This window comes from uncultured Brachyspira sp. (assembly GCF_949287625.1).
In the GTDB taxonomy this organism is placed as follows: domain Bacteria; phylum Spirochaetota; class Brachyspiria; order Brachyspirales; family Brachyspiraceae; genus Brachyspira.
On record NZ_CASEGO010000006.1, the window covers coordinates 1 to 19,344 of the forward strand.

A 19,344-nucleotide genomic window follows, 5' to 3' on the forward strand; every position below is an offset into this window, starting at 1 on the left:
TAAAAAGGCTGTATTTTCAAGGAGAGTTTATGTATTAGAAAGTATTATTCAGTTTGTACTTCTATTTATATGCATTATGTATTTAGTTAATGGTACTTACAATCCATTTATTTATTTCAGATTTTAGGATTATGACTATGTTTAAAATTATAAAGAAAATTTTAATAGTTTTTGAAATATTAGCTATTACTTTTTTAATAAGTTTTTTTATTTTAGGAAAAAAAGAAAGAATCGGGTATTTGACAATGACAGGTTTATATGTACCTGGTTCTTACAATAATAATTATATTTATGATTTTCAAATAGAATATTATACTGATATATTTAGAAATAGTGATATTTATGGCGTTTATTTAAGTACTAACAGCTTACCTGATTATGTAAAAGATATACAAATTAAAAATGGAATTAGGTATGGAAGGTTAATATCAAATGAAGAAATAGACTCTAAAATAGATAATATCAAATATACTCTTAAATTCAAATTCAAGTTTTTGTCATATATGATTATATTTATAATATTATCTTTTATTTTTATATTTTCATCAAAAATAAATTCATTATTTATTAAAAATAATATTTGCCGTATTTTTGAAATAAAATATTTATGGATTACAATAATTTTTCTATCATCATTAATATTTCCTAATATTGTATATACTATGTTCTATAAACATTTTAATCATGAAAATTTAGATAATAGAAATTTCAATAAATATCCTAATATTCAGTCTAATTTTATTGATTTTCCAAAAAATTATGAGGCTTATTTTAATGACTATTTACCTTTTAGAAATGAGTTAATAATTTTAAAAAAAAATATAGATAACATATTTGATAGCGGTAAGATAAAAGGTACAAATGGAATGTTATTTAATAAAGATACTATAAAATTTAATACAGGAGAAATAGATTTTACTTTGGAAGAATTAAATACTGTTAAAGATGTTTTGATATTTTTTAGAGATGAGCTTAAAAAAAGAAATATAGAATTCGCATTATTCATAGCACCTAATAAAGAAAGTATATATTATGAATTTATTCCTAAATATATAAAATTAAAAGATATAAGTACTATCGATAAATTAGTTTCATATCTGAAAGATAATACCGATATTAATATAGTTTATCCTAAATGTGAAATGTTAAAATATAAAAACAAATATGAGTTATACTATAAAGAAGATGTTCATTGGAATGATATAGGCGGATATATAGGGTATTTGGAATTGATGAAGGCATTAAATATGACAAATGAGTTAGTTCCTATAGAAAATGTAAAAATATTAGAAGAAGATAGTTTAGATCAGTATAAGTTAACAAATTATACTAAGAATCATTTTAATATAATAGAAGGTGCAAATAATCATTATTATTCTAAGCAGGATAATTATTATTCATATTCTAAGTCTGATGTTTCTAATGACTGTAATATATTATTTATTAGAGATTCTTATGGGTATCATATGTTTAATTATATAGCTTCTTCATTTAATAGTACAATATTTCTTCACCGTGATTCTTTTAATATAGAAAATATTAAAGAAAGAGATATAAATTTAGTTATTTTGGAATTTGCTGGGTTTAGGATTAAAGATTTGTTAGGAATGACTAATTGGAGAATAGAGGAAATGAACAGAGATTAAAACTATGTTTATAAAATTGACAAAACTTTTATATCTAGTATTATATATAATTATAGAATTTTTTATGGGGTTATAAATATTGAAAATAAAAGATATAGGCTTTGATGAATATTTTGAAAACTTGACATTAAAGAGTTTGAATATTAATTCTTTAGAAGAAATTAATAATGAAGAGCTTGTGCCAGCAAGAGTTATAAGAATTAATAAAAGATACTACACACTTTTTTCTGATGATGGTGAGTTTTTAGCTAGAATTAAAGGCAAAATTAGATACAATTCTGAAGTTCAAAGTGAGCTTCCCGTTGTAGGTGATTGGGTACTTATGAAAAAGTCGGATAACAATGCTTTTATTGATACAATACTCACTAGAAAAAATATTTTATACAGAAAGGCTAATATTAAAAAAAATGATATTCAGGCTATAGTAAGCAATATTGATTATGCCTTTATTATAGTAGGTATTGATAATGAAATGCCTATGTCTGCTATAGCAAGATATTTGTCAGTAGTTCACACTTCTAATATAAAACCAATAATAGCCGTAAGTAAAATTGATTTATATGAAGATGAAGAATATAAAGAATTATTAGCAGCTATAAAAGAAACTTATCCTAATGAAACAGCTTTTGCCTATAGCTCAAAGACTGGTAAGAATGCTGATATATTTTTAAAATATATTAAAAAAGATACCTCATCAGTATTTATAGGAGCATCAGGAGCTGGAAAATCTACTATTATTAATTATCTTTTAAAAGATGAAAAGATGAAAACTCAAGAGGTAAGAGAGTATGATTTTAAAGGAATGCACACAACTACACATAGAGAACTTTTAGTATTAGATAGCGGCGGTGTAGTAATAGATACCCCAGGATTAAGAAATTTAGGGCTTTGGGAAGATGATAAAGGGATAAAGAAAACTTTTGAAGATTTAGAAGAATATGCTAAAAGATGTAAGTTTAAAGACTGTACACATCAGCATGAACCAGACTGCTATATATTAGAACTTCTTGAAAATGATGAGATACCTTATGAGAGATATGATGCTTATATAACACTTCTTAATGAAAACAGAGAATTGCAGAAAACTTCTATAGAAATAAAGAAAGACAGAAAAGCGGCTTTAAAAAAAATAACAAAACATGGAAATAGAAATAAAAAAGTTAATAAGTAGTGTTTGCCTATAAATGTGCAGCTTATAAAGGAAGTTATAAGCTATTTTTTATCGATTTTATATCTAGTAATAATAAAAAACTACATTAAAGAAAATTAATAAATAATTTTTAGTTATACCTAAACAATTATATTTTATCAAATTTTAGTTATTTGTAAATGTAATTATTATTTATAAATAGTATAAAGTATTATTGGTATTAATAAAATATGTTTTAAATGTATTGTAATTACTATATTTTGGTAAAAAAAATGCAGTCCTTTTGTTTCTCGCCGCAGGCGTACTTCGTATTGGGCACCACCGAGTAGGTGCCTTTCCTACGGCACGCAGAGCGAACGGCAAAAGAAGTGTGGGTTGCGAAGGCACACAGAGCGGGCACGACTGTGTGCCTTCGCAGGGCAAAGCCCCACAAACAATAAATTTAAAAAACTAACTTTTGACAAACTTAAAAATTTTCAGTATATACTGGAACAATTTTATTTTCTCAATTGGGGCACATTATACGGAATTATCAACTTTTTTGCCGCACACACTCTGCGGGATTCGCCAAAGTTTTTATCATTCGGATACGCTTCACGAAAAACGCAATTGCTAGAACTTTATATTTTAAAAATATGTATTAAATGTAGGGTAATACCCAAAATTTAGGCCAAAAATGCAGTTCTTTTGGTTCTTTTATACCAATAAAAGAACTGGGGTGTGGGGCAAAGCCCCGCAAATATCAAAATTTAAAAAATTAATTTTTTGACAAACTATATTTGTTTAGGTATATACTAAATTATGTCAATATAATATATTTAATTTATCTTGGTTAAAATATTAAAAATTAATATTATATAAACTAATAAATTTTTAGAATATATGTTATTATACTTTTTATATAATTTAGGAGATAAACTTTATGGATATTGAGATAGTAAAAAAAGAAGATTTTGAAGTTGTGGGAAAGGTAGCTTCTGGAGAAAGTGAAAAACATTCTCAGTGGGTTCTTCCTCTTTGGCAGAATTTCAATAAAAATATAAAAGAAATAATTAATTTAGTTAAAGTTGATGAAAATAATAATTTAGCTGGTATATGGGGAATAATGAATGATATGGAAGAGACTTTTGCTCCTTGGGGAGAAATGGGTAAATATATGGCTGGAGTTGAGGTTAAAGAAAACTCAGTTCCTCCTAAAGGCTGGGTAAAGTGGAGTATTAAAGGCGGTAAGTTTATTAAAGTAAAATGCAATATAGAAAATTATAGTGAAATATTTAATAGTATAGTTGAGAATTATACACCTAAAAACGGATATACTATAATAGGCAATGTTATGGAATATTATATTCCAAACAGTAAAGATTTTTATTTGTTTTTTAATATTAAAGATTAATAATTGAAATATTTTATAAGGATATTAATATGTTGAATAAATTGGTAATCGCAACAGCAAACAAACATAAATTAAAAGAAATAGAATCCATATTCAAAGGAAGTGCTATAGAAGAAATACTGCCTATGCCTTCAGGTATTGTAGAGATAATAGAAGATGGAAATACGTTTATGGAAAACTCTATTATTAAGGCTAGAGCTGTATATAATTTTATTAAACTTCCATCTTTGGCAGACGATTCAGGACTTTGTGTTAATGCTTTAGACGGACGTCCTGGTATATTTTCAGCTAGATACGGCGGAGAAAATTTAGGCTATAAGGAAAAAATGCAGATGCTTTTAGAGGAACTAAAAAATAAAGATGATAGAAGTGCATATTTCATAACTTCAGCTATATGTGTATTAGATGATAATTATTATATAGCGGTTGAAGGGAGAGTTAATGGTAAAATAATAGAAAATCCGAGAGGTTTTGACGGTTTCGGATATGACCCTATATTTCAGCCAGACGGATATAATGTTACATATGCTGAAATGAATTTAGAAGAGAAAAATTCTATGAGCCATAGATCCTTAGCTATGAATAAAATGAAAAATATTTTATTAAGTATTTATCATAGTTAGAATAGTATTGTTTCAACAATAAATATTTATATTATTTTTTAGTATTTATAGTATCAAGACTTTTCTTAGCATTCTGTTTATTTATTGAAATATTATGTCAGATTTAAAACAAAAATATATAAAAAATCACTATAAATAAAATTTATTATATATGTTTTTTATACCAACTATATAAAATATAAAATTGAACATGTATATTGTATATAAATAAATTTTTTATCAATTCTAATAGGAAATAGAAAAAAATCCATAAATAATGATATTTTTATACTTTAAATATAAAAAATATTAATAAGCTCTTGACAATAGACAATTACTACATACAATATTTATCATGTATAATAATCATAAATGCTATAATATTAATTTACGATGTTATTTTATAATATTGTATAATGTTATCTAATATTATATATTAAATGATAATAAATACTAATTGGTATGTATAAAAACTTGACAATGAAAAAAATCTTTATATAATATATATCATGGAGAAATTCATATGGCTAAACTTCACATTGATAATGAAAATGTAAAAAAGTATATATTTAGTGTTTCAGAAAAATTAATGAGACATTTTGATTTAGAATATGAAATTACAAAAGAAGATGAATATTTTGATCTTTATGCTTTTCATAGAAATGACTTTTTTAAATCATTTATAACAAAATCTACTGTTTATGAAGGTTATTCAGTATTTGAGCATATGCTTTTAAGATTTATTAAAGAGTTAAAGAAGGAAGATATAGAAAATTTTCAGGAGATGTTAATTAGACTAACTCCTATACTTTCAAACCCTAACAAATTTCATAAAAGAAGTTTAATAACAGGAATATTAGTTACAGAAAGTCCTTTAGAAAAAGAATGGGAAAAGATAACAAAAAAATTCTTTTATAAAGTCAATTACAAATTACTATTTCATGGATGGTCAGAAACGCAATATGCTATAGTATCTATGACAGATAAAAATGTATACTTACCTAAAATGCGTAAGAAAGAATTAAAACTTCTTCTTTCAGATTTTTAGGAGGTTATAAAATAATAAAATTTTTAAGGAGATAAAAATGAATGCTTTCATTCTTCTATTGTTAGGTATGATTATATTTTTCATAGCCTATATAACTTACGGTTCATATCTAGCGAAAAAATGGGGTGTAGATCCGGGCAGAAAGACTCCTGCTCATACTAGATCTGATGGCAGAGACTATGTTCCTACAGATGCTAAAGTATTATTAGGACACCATTTTTCTTCAATAGCTGGAGCCGGTCCTATTACAGGTCCTATTATTGCTACTATGTTCGGCTGGCTTCCTGTGTATTTATGGATTATATTCGGATGCGTATTCTTCGGAGGTGTGCATGATTACGGTTCATTACTTGCTTCTTTAAGACATGAAGGTAAATCTATCGGAGAAGTTATAAGAAGTAATGTTAGCCAAAAAGGTAAGATAATGTTCACTCTTTATGCTTTCATTACCATTTGTTTAGTTGTTGCTGCATTTTTGGATATTACAGCAGGTACTTTCGCAGTAAACGTTCAGACAGTTGGAAATATTGACGCTATAGATTTAGCGGAAAAACAGAAAGCTGCTGCAGGCACTGCGAGTATGCTTTTTATAGTTTTGGCATTGTTATTCGGTTTTTTGGTTTATAGAAGAGGCGTAAACGTAACTGTTTCAACTGTAATAGGAGTTGTGCTATTAGCGGCTGTAGTTTTTTTAGCTGATAAATTTCCGTTCTTAGCTTTAACTAAAGTTCATTGGCAAATAATATTGGTAATATATATAATATGTGCTTCTCTTCTGCCTGTGTGGATACTTCTGCAGCCTAGAGACTATTTGTCTTCTTTCTTATTATATGCTATGGTAATAGGCGGTGTAGTTGGTTTGATAATTATGAGACCTTCTGTACAAATGTCCGCTTTCAATGGCTTTTTGCCTAGTGCTGGCAATTATTTGTTTCCTATACTATTTATTACCGTTGCCTGCGGAGCTATATCAGGTTTTCACTCTTTAGTAAGTTCTGGAACTAGTGCTAAACAGCTTAATAGCGAAAAAGATGCTAAACTTGTAGGTTACGGAGCTATGCTTATAGAAGGTATAGTTGCAATAGTTGCTTTAATGAGCGTTGCGGCAATTGCAGGAAATACTGAAGGAACTCCAGCTGCTAGATTTGCTTTAGGCGTTGCAACATTTATGAATTCTTTTGGAATACCTATGGGATTAGGTCAAACTTTTGTTACTTTAGCATTTGCTTCTTTTACTTTAACTTCTTTAGACAGTGCCACTCGTATAGGAAGATACTTGGTTCAAGAATTGGGTGAATACTATACTGAAGATGGAAGAACAGTAAAAACCGTATTTACAAATCCTTATCTTGCTACAGGTATTACTGTTGCCATATCTTTAGGATTTACTCTTTACGGCTATGAAAGAATATGGCCTATATTTGGAAGTGCTAACCAATTATTAGCAGGTTTAGCATTACTTGCTGTTGCTGCTTGGATAAAAAATACTCAAAAAAGAAACTCTTGGGAAACTATTATTCCTCTAACATTTATGTTTGCTGTTACTCTTTCAGCTTTATGCTTAGTAGTATATACTAATGTTATGAAAGCTAGTTTCGACGGTTATGTATTAGCTGCTATAGCTGCTGTTATGATAATATTAGCAGTTATAGAATTATTCATCACTGGTCAATGGGCTCGCGGATTATCTAAAGAAACTGCTTCTAACCCTAATGATCCTATTAAAAACAAATAATTTTTAATAATATTAAATAATATGCTGCCCCTTTCATAATATATTTATGGAAGGGGATTTTTTTAGTCTAATTAAAATTTTATCTTTGTCGATATAATATATGTATTATATTTTAAATAAAGGTGAAATATTTTCTAATATTATGTCTAGTAAGAAATTTAAACTCAAAGAAGAAAAAGCAATATTCGCTGATATTAGGTCTGCTATATCTATAGCAATATTTGACAGTGAAATTAGTAATTATGACGGCGGTGTTGATACTGATGTAAGACGTGCTGTTATGTATAATAAAATAGTATTTGAAAATTTAGTGAAACGCTTATTTTCATATCAGGCAAGCAGAGAAGACAAAAAGGATAAATTAAAAGAACTCTCACTTATAAAAATGATAAAAAATGATACTTTATCATTATCAAAGGAAAGACTATACTATATAGAAAATCCTGATGAAAATACCTTTGAGTTTTTGAATGATGTTTTGGATAAAAATAAAAAGGTGAGGGGATATAGTGAGTATATACTTTACTCCCTATTTAATCATTATTTTGACTATATAAAAAATTGATAGTTTTAAATATTATCCTTTAAAAGTAAATAAAGAGGATTATATTATTATGAAAAAACTTCTTATAATATTTAGCATTTTTATATCATTATCTTCATTATTCGCACAGAATGCTGCCCCTAATGATGAAAGAAATATAGACAGAGAATTTTATAATGCTGAAAAACTTTTCTTCCAAAAAAAATATAATTTTGCAAGAGAGGCTTTTCTTTTATATTTAAAAAGAAGACCATTATCTACAAATGATATGCTTTACTATTATATAGGAGCATGCTATTTTCAGGATAAACAATATCAAAATGCAATAGATTATTATAAATTAGCTTTTGATATAAATGATTCTTATTCATACTGCAACAATATAGCAAACTCTTACTATCAGTTAAAAAATTATGAAGATGCTTTGCTTTGGTATAACAGATCTATCGAACGTCTTTATTCTCCATATACTTCTAAATTAAATTATGAAGTTTTAACAAATTATACAGTCTCTCAAAATGTTGTAACTAATACAGTATTTATTTTTAATGTTGATGAAGTATCTTCAAGCGAGTCAATAACAAATTTATCATTAACTAATGAACTATCAACTAATACCTATTTGACTTCAGAATCTCCTACTAATGATATGACTTTAGTATCAACTAATTCAACAGCTGAAAGCATTATATCTGCTAATACAGCATCAACTAACACAATGTCTACAAACTATATATCAGATGCAATAAATAATCTTAATCAGGCAAATGAAAATATAAAAAATACTATAGATAATACATTTACAAAACTGCCTCTTTTTACAAATGTTGTTATTACAAATACATACACAAATGATTATGAGTTTACTAATACAACAGTAATATTTGAAGCAAATACCAATTTCAGCCTTGAAGTTGTAGACCCATTATCATCTTCAACTTCTCTTCCTCCAGACAGTGTTACTAATGAGGCAGGTGATTCGAATACTGTTACTTTAAATACAAACTCTACTGTTACAGGCTCTACATATGTGATAACAGAAGAAAATCCATACACTGTAACAAATATAGTTGTAATGACTAATGTTATGGATACAAATGGTAATATGATAGAGATAAAAACTAATGCAGCATCTGTTGATGAATATAACAGCTGGGCTTTGTACTACAGTGCATATCTTAATATGGGGCATACTTTCCTAGCACTTGGAGAGATAACTAATGCTGCTATTTCATATGAGATATTTTTAACTAATGTAGGAAATGACTATTATCAAAAAGAATCATTAGAAAGAGTTATAGCATTGATAAGAAGCAATGATACATCTATACGATTTATGCCTTTTACAAATAATTATAGAGTAAATACAAATAATGACGGAAGTATCACTACAGAAAGCATATCTCCAAATTTTGATTATGAAAGAGAGACAATATATCCTAATGGTGTTAGAATAATTTATGAAAACGGAAAAATAGAAAGAACAAAAATGTATTCAAATAATTATGAAGTTTCTGATATAATTTATCCATACGGAAAAAGAGAAATAGAAACAGTTTTTGAAAACGGCGATAAAAGAATAGAAACTTATATGATAGATAATTCTAAATCTATCAATACAAAAACTTCATCAGGCGATACTTATGAATATACTTTATACCCAGACGGTTCTTTTATAAATAGAAAAACTTTAGACAGCAATAAAGCATTTGTAGTAGAGAGGTCCGACGGTTCTATTACTACAAACTATAAAGATGATAACGGAGCATTTTTCTATACCAGAAGTTTGGACGGAACGGAAGTAAAAAGAACTGAAGATAATTCTGGAAATATAGTAACAGAAACAAAACGCATTGACGGAGCTTTGATAGTAAAAACCGAAAATCCAGATGGAAGTTATGTTGTAGTGGCTAATTATATAGACGGAAGTATAGGAACTACAACTGTAGATACTAATGGTACAAGTAGTTTAAAAGTAGTTTATCCAGACGGCAGAGTAGAAGAGAGAAACTCATCTGGAGCAGGAGCTGGTACATTCTCATATAATGTTAAAGCTGATGACGGAAGCATTATTACAAAAACATATAATGATGACGGATCTTTTACTGTTGTAACTAAAAAAGTTGATGGTACAGTTATAACTGATACAGTGTCTGATGATACTATAAGCGAAATAAAAATGCCAGATGGTACAACTATAAAAAGAATAATAAGACAGGACGGTTCAAGAGAAACTACAACTCTTAATAGAGATTCAAGCACTGTAACTGAAGTTGTATCAGCAGATTCAAGCAGCATTACAACTACAGTAAAACCAAACGGCTCTGTTACAATAACTACAAGAGATACTGCAGGCAATACAGAAACTACTACAACAGAAGCTGACGGAAGCACTTCTACATCAAAAACTTATATTGACGGCAGAAGTTCCTTAAATGAAGTAAGATCTGACGGTGTTACTATAGATATGGAAAATGACGGCAGAAATAAAACAACTATAGCAAGAGATTCTGAAGGCTATGTTCTTGAAATGAAGCAGTATAGAAATGAAGACCCTGAAATAACATTGCTTGATGCTTTGGGAGAGACAGTTGATATTGAAACTGCTAAGATGGTTATAAGAAGAATGGATTTAAGTATCAAGGCAGAAGATATTGATAATCTTAAATTACCTCCTAAAGAAGAGTCAGCAATAGATGAAACTGTTGTAAGCCCTACAGATAATACAGCTGAAACTACTACAGATGAGACTACCGCAGATGAAACAATTACAGGAGAGGAAACAACAACTACTGACGGAACAACCGACACATCAGCAAATGAAACTACATCTGATAATGCTTCAGAAGATACAACGGCTAATGATACAGCAGAAAATAATACAGATGCTGTAAATTAAATAATAGCATTAAAAACTATATACCACTTTAAAATATAAATTATTTTTTAAGAGCTATGATTTTTTCATGGCTCTTTTTATTAAAAAAAATTACATATGATGCCTTTTTCTATACAATAGACTTGTTTAAGTGCATCAGTTGAAAAAATAAAATTCTCCAAATATATACTGAAAATTTTTAAGTTTGTCAACAGCAAGCCACTGCACCTTCCCGCACAGTATTATCTACCCTTATTTAATGTCAACTATACGTGCGAATTATTACTATTATTATACCAAATAAGCAATCTATTATACATCTAAAACATATTTTATTGATTAATAAAAATATATTATGTTACAAATAAACTATAATTGCATTTATAAATATCTTAAAATTTATAAACCATAGTTATTTAATTATATATAAATAATTTGTTATAGAATATTAGATAATTATTATAAATCACTAAATTTATTTAAACTTATTGCCAATAATTATTAAATACATTTACAGTTAATTAAATAAAAACCAAAAGCAAATTTGAAATACCGCTTTCTGCAATACCTATCATAGAATGCACAGAATGCGGTCTTACCCTTATAATATCGCCTTCTTCCAAATCCACAATTTCTTCTTCAACTATATATCTTACTTTACCGCTTAATACTATTACCATTTCTTCAGAAGGGTGTTCATGATAGGGTATAAGCTGATTAGATTTTTGGGCTATTGCATAAACTGTGTAGCCTTTATCCGATAAAGTTTCTATTAATCTTTCATCGTCCTTTACACAGTCAAATTCTCTTTCAGTTGTTGATTTGTAATAGTATTGTTCAGTCATTGTACACCTCATTATTATAATATAATTTCGGCTTATAAATCATAAAATTGAATTTATACAAAAAATACATTTCTATAAAAATTTGTATTTTTATATCATATTCTTCCATTTATTAATCAAATTTATAGCATCAATAGGGGTAATATTATTTATATTTAATTCTTTAATTTCTTTTTCTATTTCGCTTTCTTTATTTTTTTCTTCTATTACTATATTATCATAATCTGCGTTATCATAAAAAGGAAGCATATCTTTTGATTTCTGAGTATTTAATTCTATATTTTCAACCTGTATGCTTGCCTCTGCTTCTAATTTTTTCAATATCTCGCTTGCCCTTTTTATAACTTTATTAGGGGCACCTGCTATTTTTGCAGCATATATTCCGTAGCTTGATTCTGCTGCCCCTTCTGTAACTTTTTTCATAAATATTATTTCATCTTTATATTCTTCTACTAATACTTTATAGTTTTTAACACCTTCTAAATCTTCCAGCATAGTAAGTTCATGGTAATGCGTAGCAAATAAAGTTTTAGCTTTTTTATTTTCTTCATGAACTAAATATTCCACTATAGCCCAAGCAATAGAAAGTCCGTCATAGGTAGAGGTACCCCTTCCTATCTCGTCCATTATAACAAGGCTTTTGTTGGTACAATGATTAAGTATGTATGCCGTTTCATTCATCTCTACTAAGAATGTACTTTCACCTCTTGCTATATTGTCGCTTGCCCCAACACGTGTAAATATGCGGTCAACTATAGATATTTTAGCACTTGCAGCAGGTACAAATGATCCAATCTGAGCAAGAAGCACTATCAAAGCAGTTTGTCTTAGATACGTACTTTTACCGCTCATATTAGGTCCTGTAATTATAAGCATATGTTCTTTTTTGCTGTCTAAATATGTATCGTTTGGAATGAAACTTTCTGTTTTTAGATTAACTTCAACAACAGGGTGTCTTCCTTCTTTTATATCTATTATACCGTCATCTGTTATTATAGGCTTAACATAATTATCCTCTTTAGCGAGGCATGCAAGAGAAGAATAAACATCTATTATAGAAATTACTCTTGCCATTTTTAATATTGAGTTTAAATATTCATTAGTTTTATTTCTTACATCTATAAATATATCATATTCCAAAGCATAACTTTTTTCATTAGCTTCATTGATAATAGTTTCATATTCCATTAATTTGCTTGTGGTATATCTTTCACTTCCTATTAATGTTTGTCTTTTTATAAAATCGCTTGGCACTGATGAGGCATTTGCTTTGGTTACTTCTATATAATAACCTATAACATTATTATATCGTATTTTTAAATTGTTTATTCCAGTATCTAATTTATAATTATGTTCAAGTTCTGATATCCAAGAGCGTCCTTCTCTTCTAGCTTCATTATATTTTTTTAATGTTTCATCATAATCATCTTTTATGATATCGCCTTCATTTATAACTATTTTAGGCTCTTCTAATATTGCTCGCTCTATCAAATCAGTAATTATTTTTATATCATTAACTTCTTCAAAGTTTACATCCTCAAAATTGTTCATAGCAAGTTCTGTTATAACCTCAATAGAAGTTACTAAAAATCTTTTTAATGATACAAGTTCTTTAGGGTTAATCCTTGAAAGTGCCAATTTTGATGCAAGTCTTTCTATATCTCCAATATCCTGAAGTAAATCTCTTATTTTATACATAAACTTTTGATTTTTATAGAAAAACTCTACATTATCAAGTCTTTTATTTATATCATCAATATTAAGTAAAGGCTCTACTATTATTCTTTTTAAATATCTTGCTCCCATAGAAGTTTTTGTTCTGTCTATAGTGTCAAATAAAGTCATTTTATTATTATCATTTCTTATTGTTTCTAATATTTCCAAACTTGCTATTGTGGCATAGTCTAAGGTCATAGAATCTCTTCTATTATATAGTGTAATATTAGATATATGCTCAAGAGAAGTTTTTGAAAGTTCTTGAATATAAAATATAGTCGAACCTAATAATGATATTAAAAGAGGTTTTTCTTCTATACCAAAACTTTTTAATGATATTGTTTTAAAATGATTAGTTAAAGTTTTATATGCATAAGAATATTCTGCGGTATAATTTGCAGTTGTACTATAAAATATATTTGAAAACTTATTTTTTATTTCTTTTATAATTATACTTTCTGAAACGGATTCTATAGTCATAATCTCTTTTGGTGAAAATCTTATAATCTCTTCTGTAAGTTCATTAATAATTTCTTTTACAGCTTCATGTTGGTTTTCTAAGTTAGAATTAATTTCTGCTGCATAAAGCTCACCTGTAGAAATATCGCATATAGATAAAGATGCATTTTTCTCGCTTTTTGAAACTATTACAGAAGCCAAATAATTGTTGCTTTTTGATTCTAAATATTTATTTTCTGAAATAGTACCAGGTGTTATAACCTGAGTAACTTCTCTTTTTACAATACCTTTTGCTGTTTTGGGATCCTCCATCTGATCGCATATAGCAATTTTCATTCCAGATTTAACTAACTTTGATAAATAATTGTCTATAGCATGATAAGGAACTCCAGCCATAGGTACATTTGCTCTTTTGGTGAGAGTAAGACCTAATATATCAGACACTACTTTTGCATCATCAAAAAATACTTCATAAAAATCACCCATTCTAAAAAGAAGTATACTGTCATTGTATTTATCTTTAATTTCTTTGTACTGCCTCATCATAGGGGTGAGTTTTTGATTTTCTTCTTTTTCGCTTCCAAAAAATGTTTCCTGCATTATATTTATCCGTTTATAATTTTTGATTAGTATAATATATTTTTGTTCTTTAATCAAATTTGAATTTTACATGATTTATATAATTAAATTAATAAACTTGTTTCAAAATTAATTTTATTTATTAATTGCGGAGACTAGCATATCTCAGTTATTTTGCCCATAGGTAAGACTCATACTAGGTTGTGATCCATACGAAGTACGCCTATGACAGAAGGGAGTACTGTTGAGTATGGCGTGCGGATTCTCCAAAAGTTGAATAAAAAATTGATAAACTTAAAAAAATTTTAGGATATATTTGACTTTTATATTTTAAATTATACTAAAAATTCTTAAGTTCGTCAATTTTTTTGTTGTTCTTTTTCCCGCCGCAAAAAGAACCAAAAAGTGCAAGTAAAAAAATAATACTAAATAGTACTAATTATGTTTTATATGTAGAATAAATTATTAAATTTAGCCTGAAATATAGCCTTTTTCCTTTTTTGTGCCACACCTGCTTATGGCACGCAGAGCGAGGCGGACAGCGTCACAAAAGAACTGGGATGTGGGGCAAAGCCTCGCAAATATCAAAATTTAAAAAATTTATTTTTTGACAAACTGTATTTGTTTAGGTATATATACTCCGTATTATATAAAAATTACTCATGAAATCAATTATTTTCTATCAAAAAAACTAAATAAAGAATTACTCCTATTTAAATAATTTTTTAAATCATTAGAATAAATAAATATTCTATCTGCTATTTTTTCATTTGTATTTTCCAAATCATAATCTTCATCGCTAAGAATTAAATTTGTATATTCAGGCATTACTATAATACCTGTATCTGTTAAAAGAAATATTAAATTATCTATATTGTCATAAAAATAGTCGCCAACTACATAATTAGATAATAACTCTTTACTGTCAACAACTAAATCTCTTAAATAAGAGCTTATACTTTTTTCTCCGTTCAATTCAAATATAAAAGAATGATTCTTTACTGTAGCTTTATCTCTTCTTTCATCTGCTTTTACAGTTCTTTTATATATACATATTAATTCATCATCATAGTATAATATATCAAAGCATCTAAAGTCTTTAAGTTTCTTATAATATATAATACCAATTTTATCAGCATAATAGGTTTTGTTTTGGTCATAATGATGGAATTTTTCTATAATAAGCTCTTTATTTTTTAATTCTTCTTCAAGTTCTCTTCCTTTTTCTTCTTTAAAATTTTCATCAAAATTATAAGCTCCGCTGATAGTCATATTTATTCTTTCTTTGCCTCTAATAAAAGGATAATTGAAATTAAATAAATAATTAGTGAGCATTTTTCTTACTTCGTCCATACCAAGATAAGCTGAATATTTATCATTAGTAAAAGTAGTCTGTTCTACTGGAATATAAAACTCTCTTATTTCCATTTCAGGCTTTCTAATAACTTCAAAAACTCCCTCTATTCTTCCGCCTTCAATATCCATAGCATATTCAATTTCTGATGTTCTTTCATAATCAAATTTTCTTTTGAATTTTATCTTTAGTAAAATTTCTCTATTGTTTTCTTTTGAACTCCAACCGCCAAATTTACGTGCTTCTTTCCATGAATTTTTATAAGGATCATCGTATTTAAATTGCTTTTCCTCTAGTCTTTCAAAATAAGCCATATCATAATCACGGTAAACATTAATTTGATTATTATTTAATTCATTAGTTTCACGAATCATTAATTTATTTTCGCTATTTATAAACATTTGACCTGTAAAAGAAGCAAAATATTCACGTGCGAAATTATCAAATTTTACTTTAAGCACATACTTAATTTTACCGCAGTATTTTCTGTACCATTCATCATAATTATTATCTTTATATTTATAGCAATTAATATATATATTATTTACTCTATCTTTCAGCATGAAAAAACTTTTTTCATATACCAATATTTTATTTTTAGCATACCATTTTTTTGCTTTCTTCTCAATCAGAAAAAATACGGATAGAAAAATGGCAATCGATCCAAACAAAACAGGCCAGAAATAGTCACTAATAAGAAAAAGTCTTAATGGTTCCAATATTCCAAATGATATCATAAATAACTCCTATTATTGTTATGCTCGCCTTCGCCTAAAGGTTTGACTTAATAAATTAAGTCAAAGGCTTCGGCTCGCTTGTTAGTTGCTATGTTCGCTTTTTATTATTGCTAATAAAAATTATTGGCTTATAGGCTCTGCCATTCTTACGAATGTCAGACGCCAATAATTTTTATATTTAGCTTTCTAATATTTTATTATGTTTGCATTTTATTGCTAGCAATAAACTCGCTTAAAATATATATTAGAGTTGTTTTAAAAGTACTTGACAATATTATATATAAAATTTTGATAATTTATAAATTATTAAAATAAAGTTTTACATGTTGTATAACTTATTATTTTAGTATATAAATATGCAGTCCTTTTGCTTCTTTGGGTCACCAAAAGAAGTGGGGGGTGGGGGCTAGTCCCCACTATCATAAATAAAATTAGTTTTGGAACAAATATATTATTTTTTGTTGCTATATTTACCTTTTATTTTTCTTATAAACTTTTATATTTTGCAAATACTTCAAAAATATAAAAATTAATTATCTCCTATTAAAAAAATTAAATAAATAATGACTTTTATTTAGATAATTTTTTAAATGCTCTGTAGGTATAAATACTCTTTCTGCAATTTCTTCATATTCATCTGCAGAGTCATTAATATCTAGATCAGGATATTCAGGCATTACTATAATTCCTGTATCTGTTAAAAGAAATATTAATTTATTCATATTATTATAAAAATTATCAGTAAGTTCATAATTAGATAATAATTCTTTACTATCAGAAACCAAATCTTTTAAATAAGAACTTATACTTTTTTCACTCTCCAATTCAAATATAAGAGAATTATTCTTCACCATAGCTTCTTTACTTTCGGCATCTGCTTCTACAGTTCTTTTGTATACGCATATTACTTCATCGTCATAGTATGATATATCAAGGCATCTAAAGTCTTTAAATTTCCTATAATATATAAGACCAATATAATCTAAAGGACAGAATATATCAAAAAGAGCATTTTTATGGTTCAATTTCTCTTCAAGTTCTTCTCCTTTTTCTTCTTTGAATCTTTCATCAAAATTATAAGCTCCGCTGATAGCCATATTTATTTTTTCTTTTCCTTTAATAAAAGGATAATTGAAATTAAATAAATAATTAGTAAGCATTTTTTTTGTTTCATCAACTCCCAAACCATCATATTTGTAAGACAGTTGATCAGGAAAACTCATCTGTTCAATTGGAATATAAAATTGTTTTACTTCTATTTCAGGCTTTCTAATAACTTCAAAAACTCCTTCTATTCTTTTATTTTCAATATCCATTGTATATTCAATCTTAGATGTTCTTTCATAATCTAATTCTTTTCTGAATGTTATAGTTGTAAGTTTATCTCTTACATCTTCTTTTGAATACCAACCCTCAAATTTAGGTTTATCATTTGGATTAAATTCATAATATTGAAAAGGGGTTTCTATTTTGTATTGTCTGTAATATAAATCCTTAAAATATTTTTTGTCATAATCATGGTAAACCACCATTTCATCTATGTATAATTTACTAGTTTCACGAATAATTAATTCATCGCCGTTATTTATAAATATTTGACTTGGAAAACGGTCAAAATATTCATTTGCAAAACCATCAAATTGTCTTTTTATTCTACTTTCATCTTCTGCCCAATTGTTGTTTAATGATAGTATATCCTCCATTTTAGAATGGTGATCGTTAAACCATTTGGCATAAGCATTATCTTTATATCTATAGCAATTAATATATATATTATTTATTTTATCTTTAAGCATAAAGAAATCTTTTCCATCTACTATTATTTTATTTTGAGAATACCATTTCTTGGAACGCTTCTTTATATACATAAAAATAATATAAAAAATAACAATAAAAACTAAACCTATAATAAACTTCGTATTTTCATTTTGATTTAAGAGAAAATCAAATATATTATCTATCATAATAAACTCCTATTATTGTTATGTTAGCCCACACGAAGTGTGCTTACTTTTAGTTAGCCATATAATAACCTACTTTGTGGCTTCGGCTCACTTATTTTTGTTTACTAGCTTTTTAAGATTAAATATAAATCCATCATGAAAAAACTAATAAAGTGAATAAAATTTTAAAATACGATTTTTTATACAACTAACTTATTGTATCTAATTATAATTTTATTCACTTAAGATATTTTTCAATATCATTTTCCTAATTTACTCAAATTAATTGATTTTACTTGCTGTGTTCCATCATAAACAGATAGTTCAAGTGCTTCATTAGTAAATTTAAATTCTAAGTGAGCATCGTTTGAAGATATAGTTTTATAATGATTATCTGCTACTTGTGATAATTTACTATTTCCTATATCGCCTTTTATAGCTCTGTCGCTTTCCATTACAATATCCACGCATTTTTTCACAACTTCTATTGTAGATTCATCATTAGGATAGTTAATTTCTATACCATCATAATCCACAATTATAAGAAGCGATTTCATATATGTTTCATCAGGTGACATAAAATATTGACCGTATAGGTCTTCAGGGATATTTGTGTTTTTTTCTGTTTTTTTAGAACATGCAATATTAACAAATAAAAAAGTTGAAATTAATAAAAAGAATGAAAATTTTAAAATTCTACCTTTCATATCATATA

The 19,344-nt window shown here is 27.2% G+C and carries 13 protein-coding genes; 8 read left to right on the forward strand and 5 right to left on the reverse strand.

Going from position 1 to position 19,344, the window contains the following annotated elements; genetic code table 11:
- Positions 1-137: 137 nt before the first annotated feature.
- From Q1X91_RS02365 to Q1X91_RS02400, 8 genes are all read left to right on the forward strand, one after another.
- Positions 138-1,646: a hypothetical protein gene (locus tag Q1X91_RS02365; protein WP_300753047.1), complete on the forward strand. Its 1,509-nt coding sequence runs from the start codon at positions 138-140 to the stop codon at positions 1,644-1,646.
- Between the two features lie 79 nt (positions 1,647-1,725).
- A complete protein-coding gene (gene rsgA / locus Q1X91_RS02370; protein ID WP_300753049.1) occupies positions 1,726-2,817 on the forward strand; it encodes a ribosome small subunit-dependent GTPase A in 1,092 nt (363 codons plus the stop codon).
- Positions 2,818-3,718: 901 nt separating this feature from the next.
- Entirely contained in the window at positions 3,719-4,189 is a 471-nt protein-coding gene (locus Q1X91_RS02375; RefSeq protein WP_300753051.1) for a GyrI-like domain-containing protein, read from the forward strand.
- Positions 4,190-4,218: 29 nt separating this feature from the next.
- Positions 4,219-4,812 (forward strand): RdgB/HAM1 family non-canonical purine NTP pyrophosphatase, encoded by a 594-nt coding sequence (gene rdgB, locus Q1X91_RS02380; protein ID WP_300753053.1) that lies wholly within the window; start codon positions 4,219-4,221, stop codon positions 4,810-4,812.
- Positions 4,813-5,314: 502 nt separating this feature from the next.
- Positions 5,315-5,839: a hypothetical protein gene (locus tag Q1X91_RS02385; RefSeq protein WP_300753055.1), complete on the forward strand. Its 525-nt coding sequence runs from the start codon at positions 5,315-5,317 to the stop codon at positions 5,837-5,839.
- A gap of 37 nt (positions 5,840-5,876) precedes the next feature.
- Positions 5,877-7,574: a carbon starvation protein A gene (locus Q1X91_RS02390; RefSeq protein ID WP_300753056.1), complete on the forward strand. Its 1,698-nt coding sequence runs from the start codon at positions 5,877-5,879 to the stop codon at positions 7,572-7,574.
- Between the two features lie 142 nt (positions 7,575-7,716).
- Positions 7,717-8,139 (forward strand): hypothetical protein, encoded by a 423-nt coding sequence (locus tag Q1X91_RS02395; RefSeq protein WP_366945483.1) that lies wholly within the window; start codon positions 7,717-7,719, stop codon positions 8,137-8,139.
- 49 nt (positions 8,140-8,188) lie between these two features.
- Positions 8,189-11,017 carry a tetratricopeptide repeat protein gene (locus Q1X91_RS02400; protein ID WP_300753058.1) on the forward strand — a complete coding sequence of 943 codons (2,829 nt, stop codon included), beginning with the start codon at positions 8,189-8,191 and terminating at the stop codon, positions 11,015-11,017.
- 500 nt (positions 11,018-11,517) lie between these two features.
- Here the strand turns inward: Q1X91_RS02400 and Q1X91_RS02405 are convergent, their stop codons facing one another.
- The 5 genes from Q1X91_RS02405 to Q1X91_RS02425 form a co-directional block, all read right to left on the reverse strand.
- Entirely contained in the window at positions 11,518-11,841 is a 324-nt protein-coding gene (locus Q1X91_RS02405; RefSeq protein WP_300753059.1) for a cupin domain-containing protein, read from the reverse strand.
- A gap of 90 nt (positions 11,842-11,931) precedes the next feature.
- Positions 11,932-14,616: a DNA mismatch repair protein MutS gene (gene mutS / locus Q1X91_RS02410; RefSeq protein WP_300753060.1), complete on the reverse strand. Its 2,685-nt coding sequence runs from the start codon at positions 14,614-14,616 to the stop codon at positions 11,932-11,934.
- Between the two features lie 651 nt (positions 14,617-15,267).
- Positions 15,268-16,686, reverse strand: coding sequence for a hypothetical protein (locus tag Q1X91_RS02415; RefSeq protein WP_300753061.1), 1,419 nt, complete (start codon positions 16,684-16,686; stop codon positions 15,268-15,270).
- A 533-nt stretch (positions 16,687-17,219) separates the two neighbouring features.
- Entirely contained in the window at positions 17,220-18,647 is a 1,428-nt protein-coding gene (locus Q1X91_RS02420; protein WP_300753098.1) for a hypothetical protein, read from the reverse strand.
- Positions 18,648-18,889: 242 nt separating this feature from the next.
- Entirely contained in the window at positions 18,890-19,336 is a 447-nt protein-coding gene (locus tag Q1X91_RS02425) for a hypothetical protein (RefSeq protein ID WP_300753062.1), read from the reverse strand.
- Positions 19,337-19,344 lie beyond the last annotated feature (8 nt).

Excerpts from the sequence above, each read along its gene's own strand:
- rdgB (WP_300753053.1), top strand. The coding sequence starts at position 4,219 with ATGTTGAATAAATTGGTAATCGCAACAGCAAACAAACATAAATTAAAA.
- Q1X91_RS02400 (WP_300753058.1), top strand. The coding sequence starts at position 8,189 with ATGAAAAAACTTCTTATAATATTTAGCATTTTTATATCATTATCTTCA.
- Q1X91_RS02415 (WP_300753061.1), bottom strand. The coding sequence starts at position 16,686 with ATGATATCATTTGGAATATTGGAACCATTAAGACTTTTTCTTATTAGT.
- Q1X91_RS02365 (WP_300753047.1), top strand. The coding sequence starts at position 138 with ATGTTTAAAATTATAAAGAAAATTTTAATAGTTTTTGAAATATTAGCT.
- mutS (WP_300753060.1), bottom strand. The coding sequence starts at position 14,616 with ATGCAGGAAACATTTTTTGGAAGCGAAAAAGAAGAAAATCAAAAACTC.
- Q1X91_RS02405 (WP_300753059.1), bottom strand. The coding sequence starts at position 11,841 with ATGACTGAACAATACTATTACAAATCAACAACTGAAAGAGAATTTGAC.
- Q1X91_RS02375 (WP_300753051.1), top strand. The coding sequence starts at position 3,719 with ATGGATATTGAGATAGTAAAAAAAGAAGATTTTGAAGTTGTGGGAAAG.
- Q1X91_RS02385 (WP_300753055.1), top strand. The coding sequence starts at position 5,315 with ATGGCTAAACTTCACATTGATAATGAAAATGTAAAAAAGTATATATTT.
- Q1X91_RS02390 (WP_300753056.1), top strand. The coding sequence starts at position 5,877 with ATGAATGCTTTCATTCTTCTATTGTTAGGTATGATTATATTTTTCATA.
- Q1X91_RS02425 (WP_300753062.1), bottom strand. The coding sequence starts at position 19,336 with ATGAAAGGTAGAATTTTAAAATTTTCATTCTTTTTATTAATTTCAACT.
- Q1X91_RS02395 (WP_366945483.1), top strand. The coding sequence starts at position 7,717 with ATGTCTAGTAAGAAATTTAAACTCAAAGAAGAAAAAGCAATATTCGCT.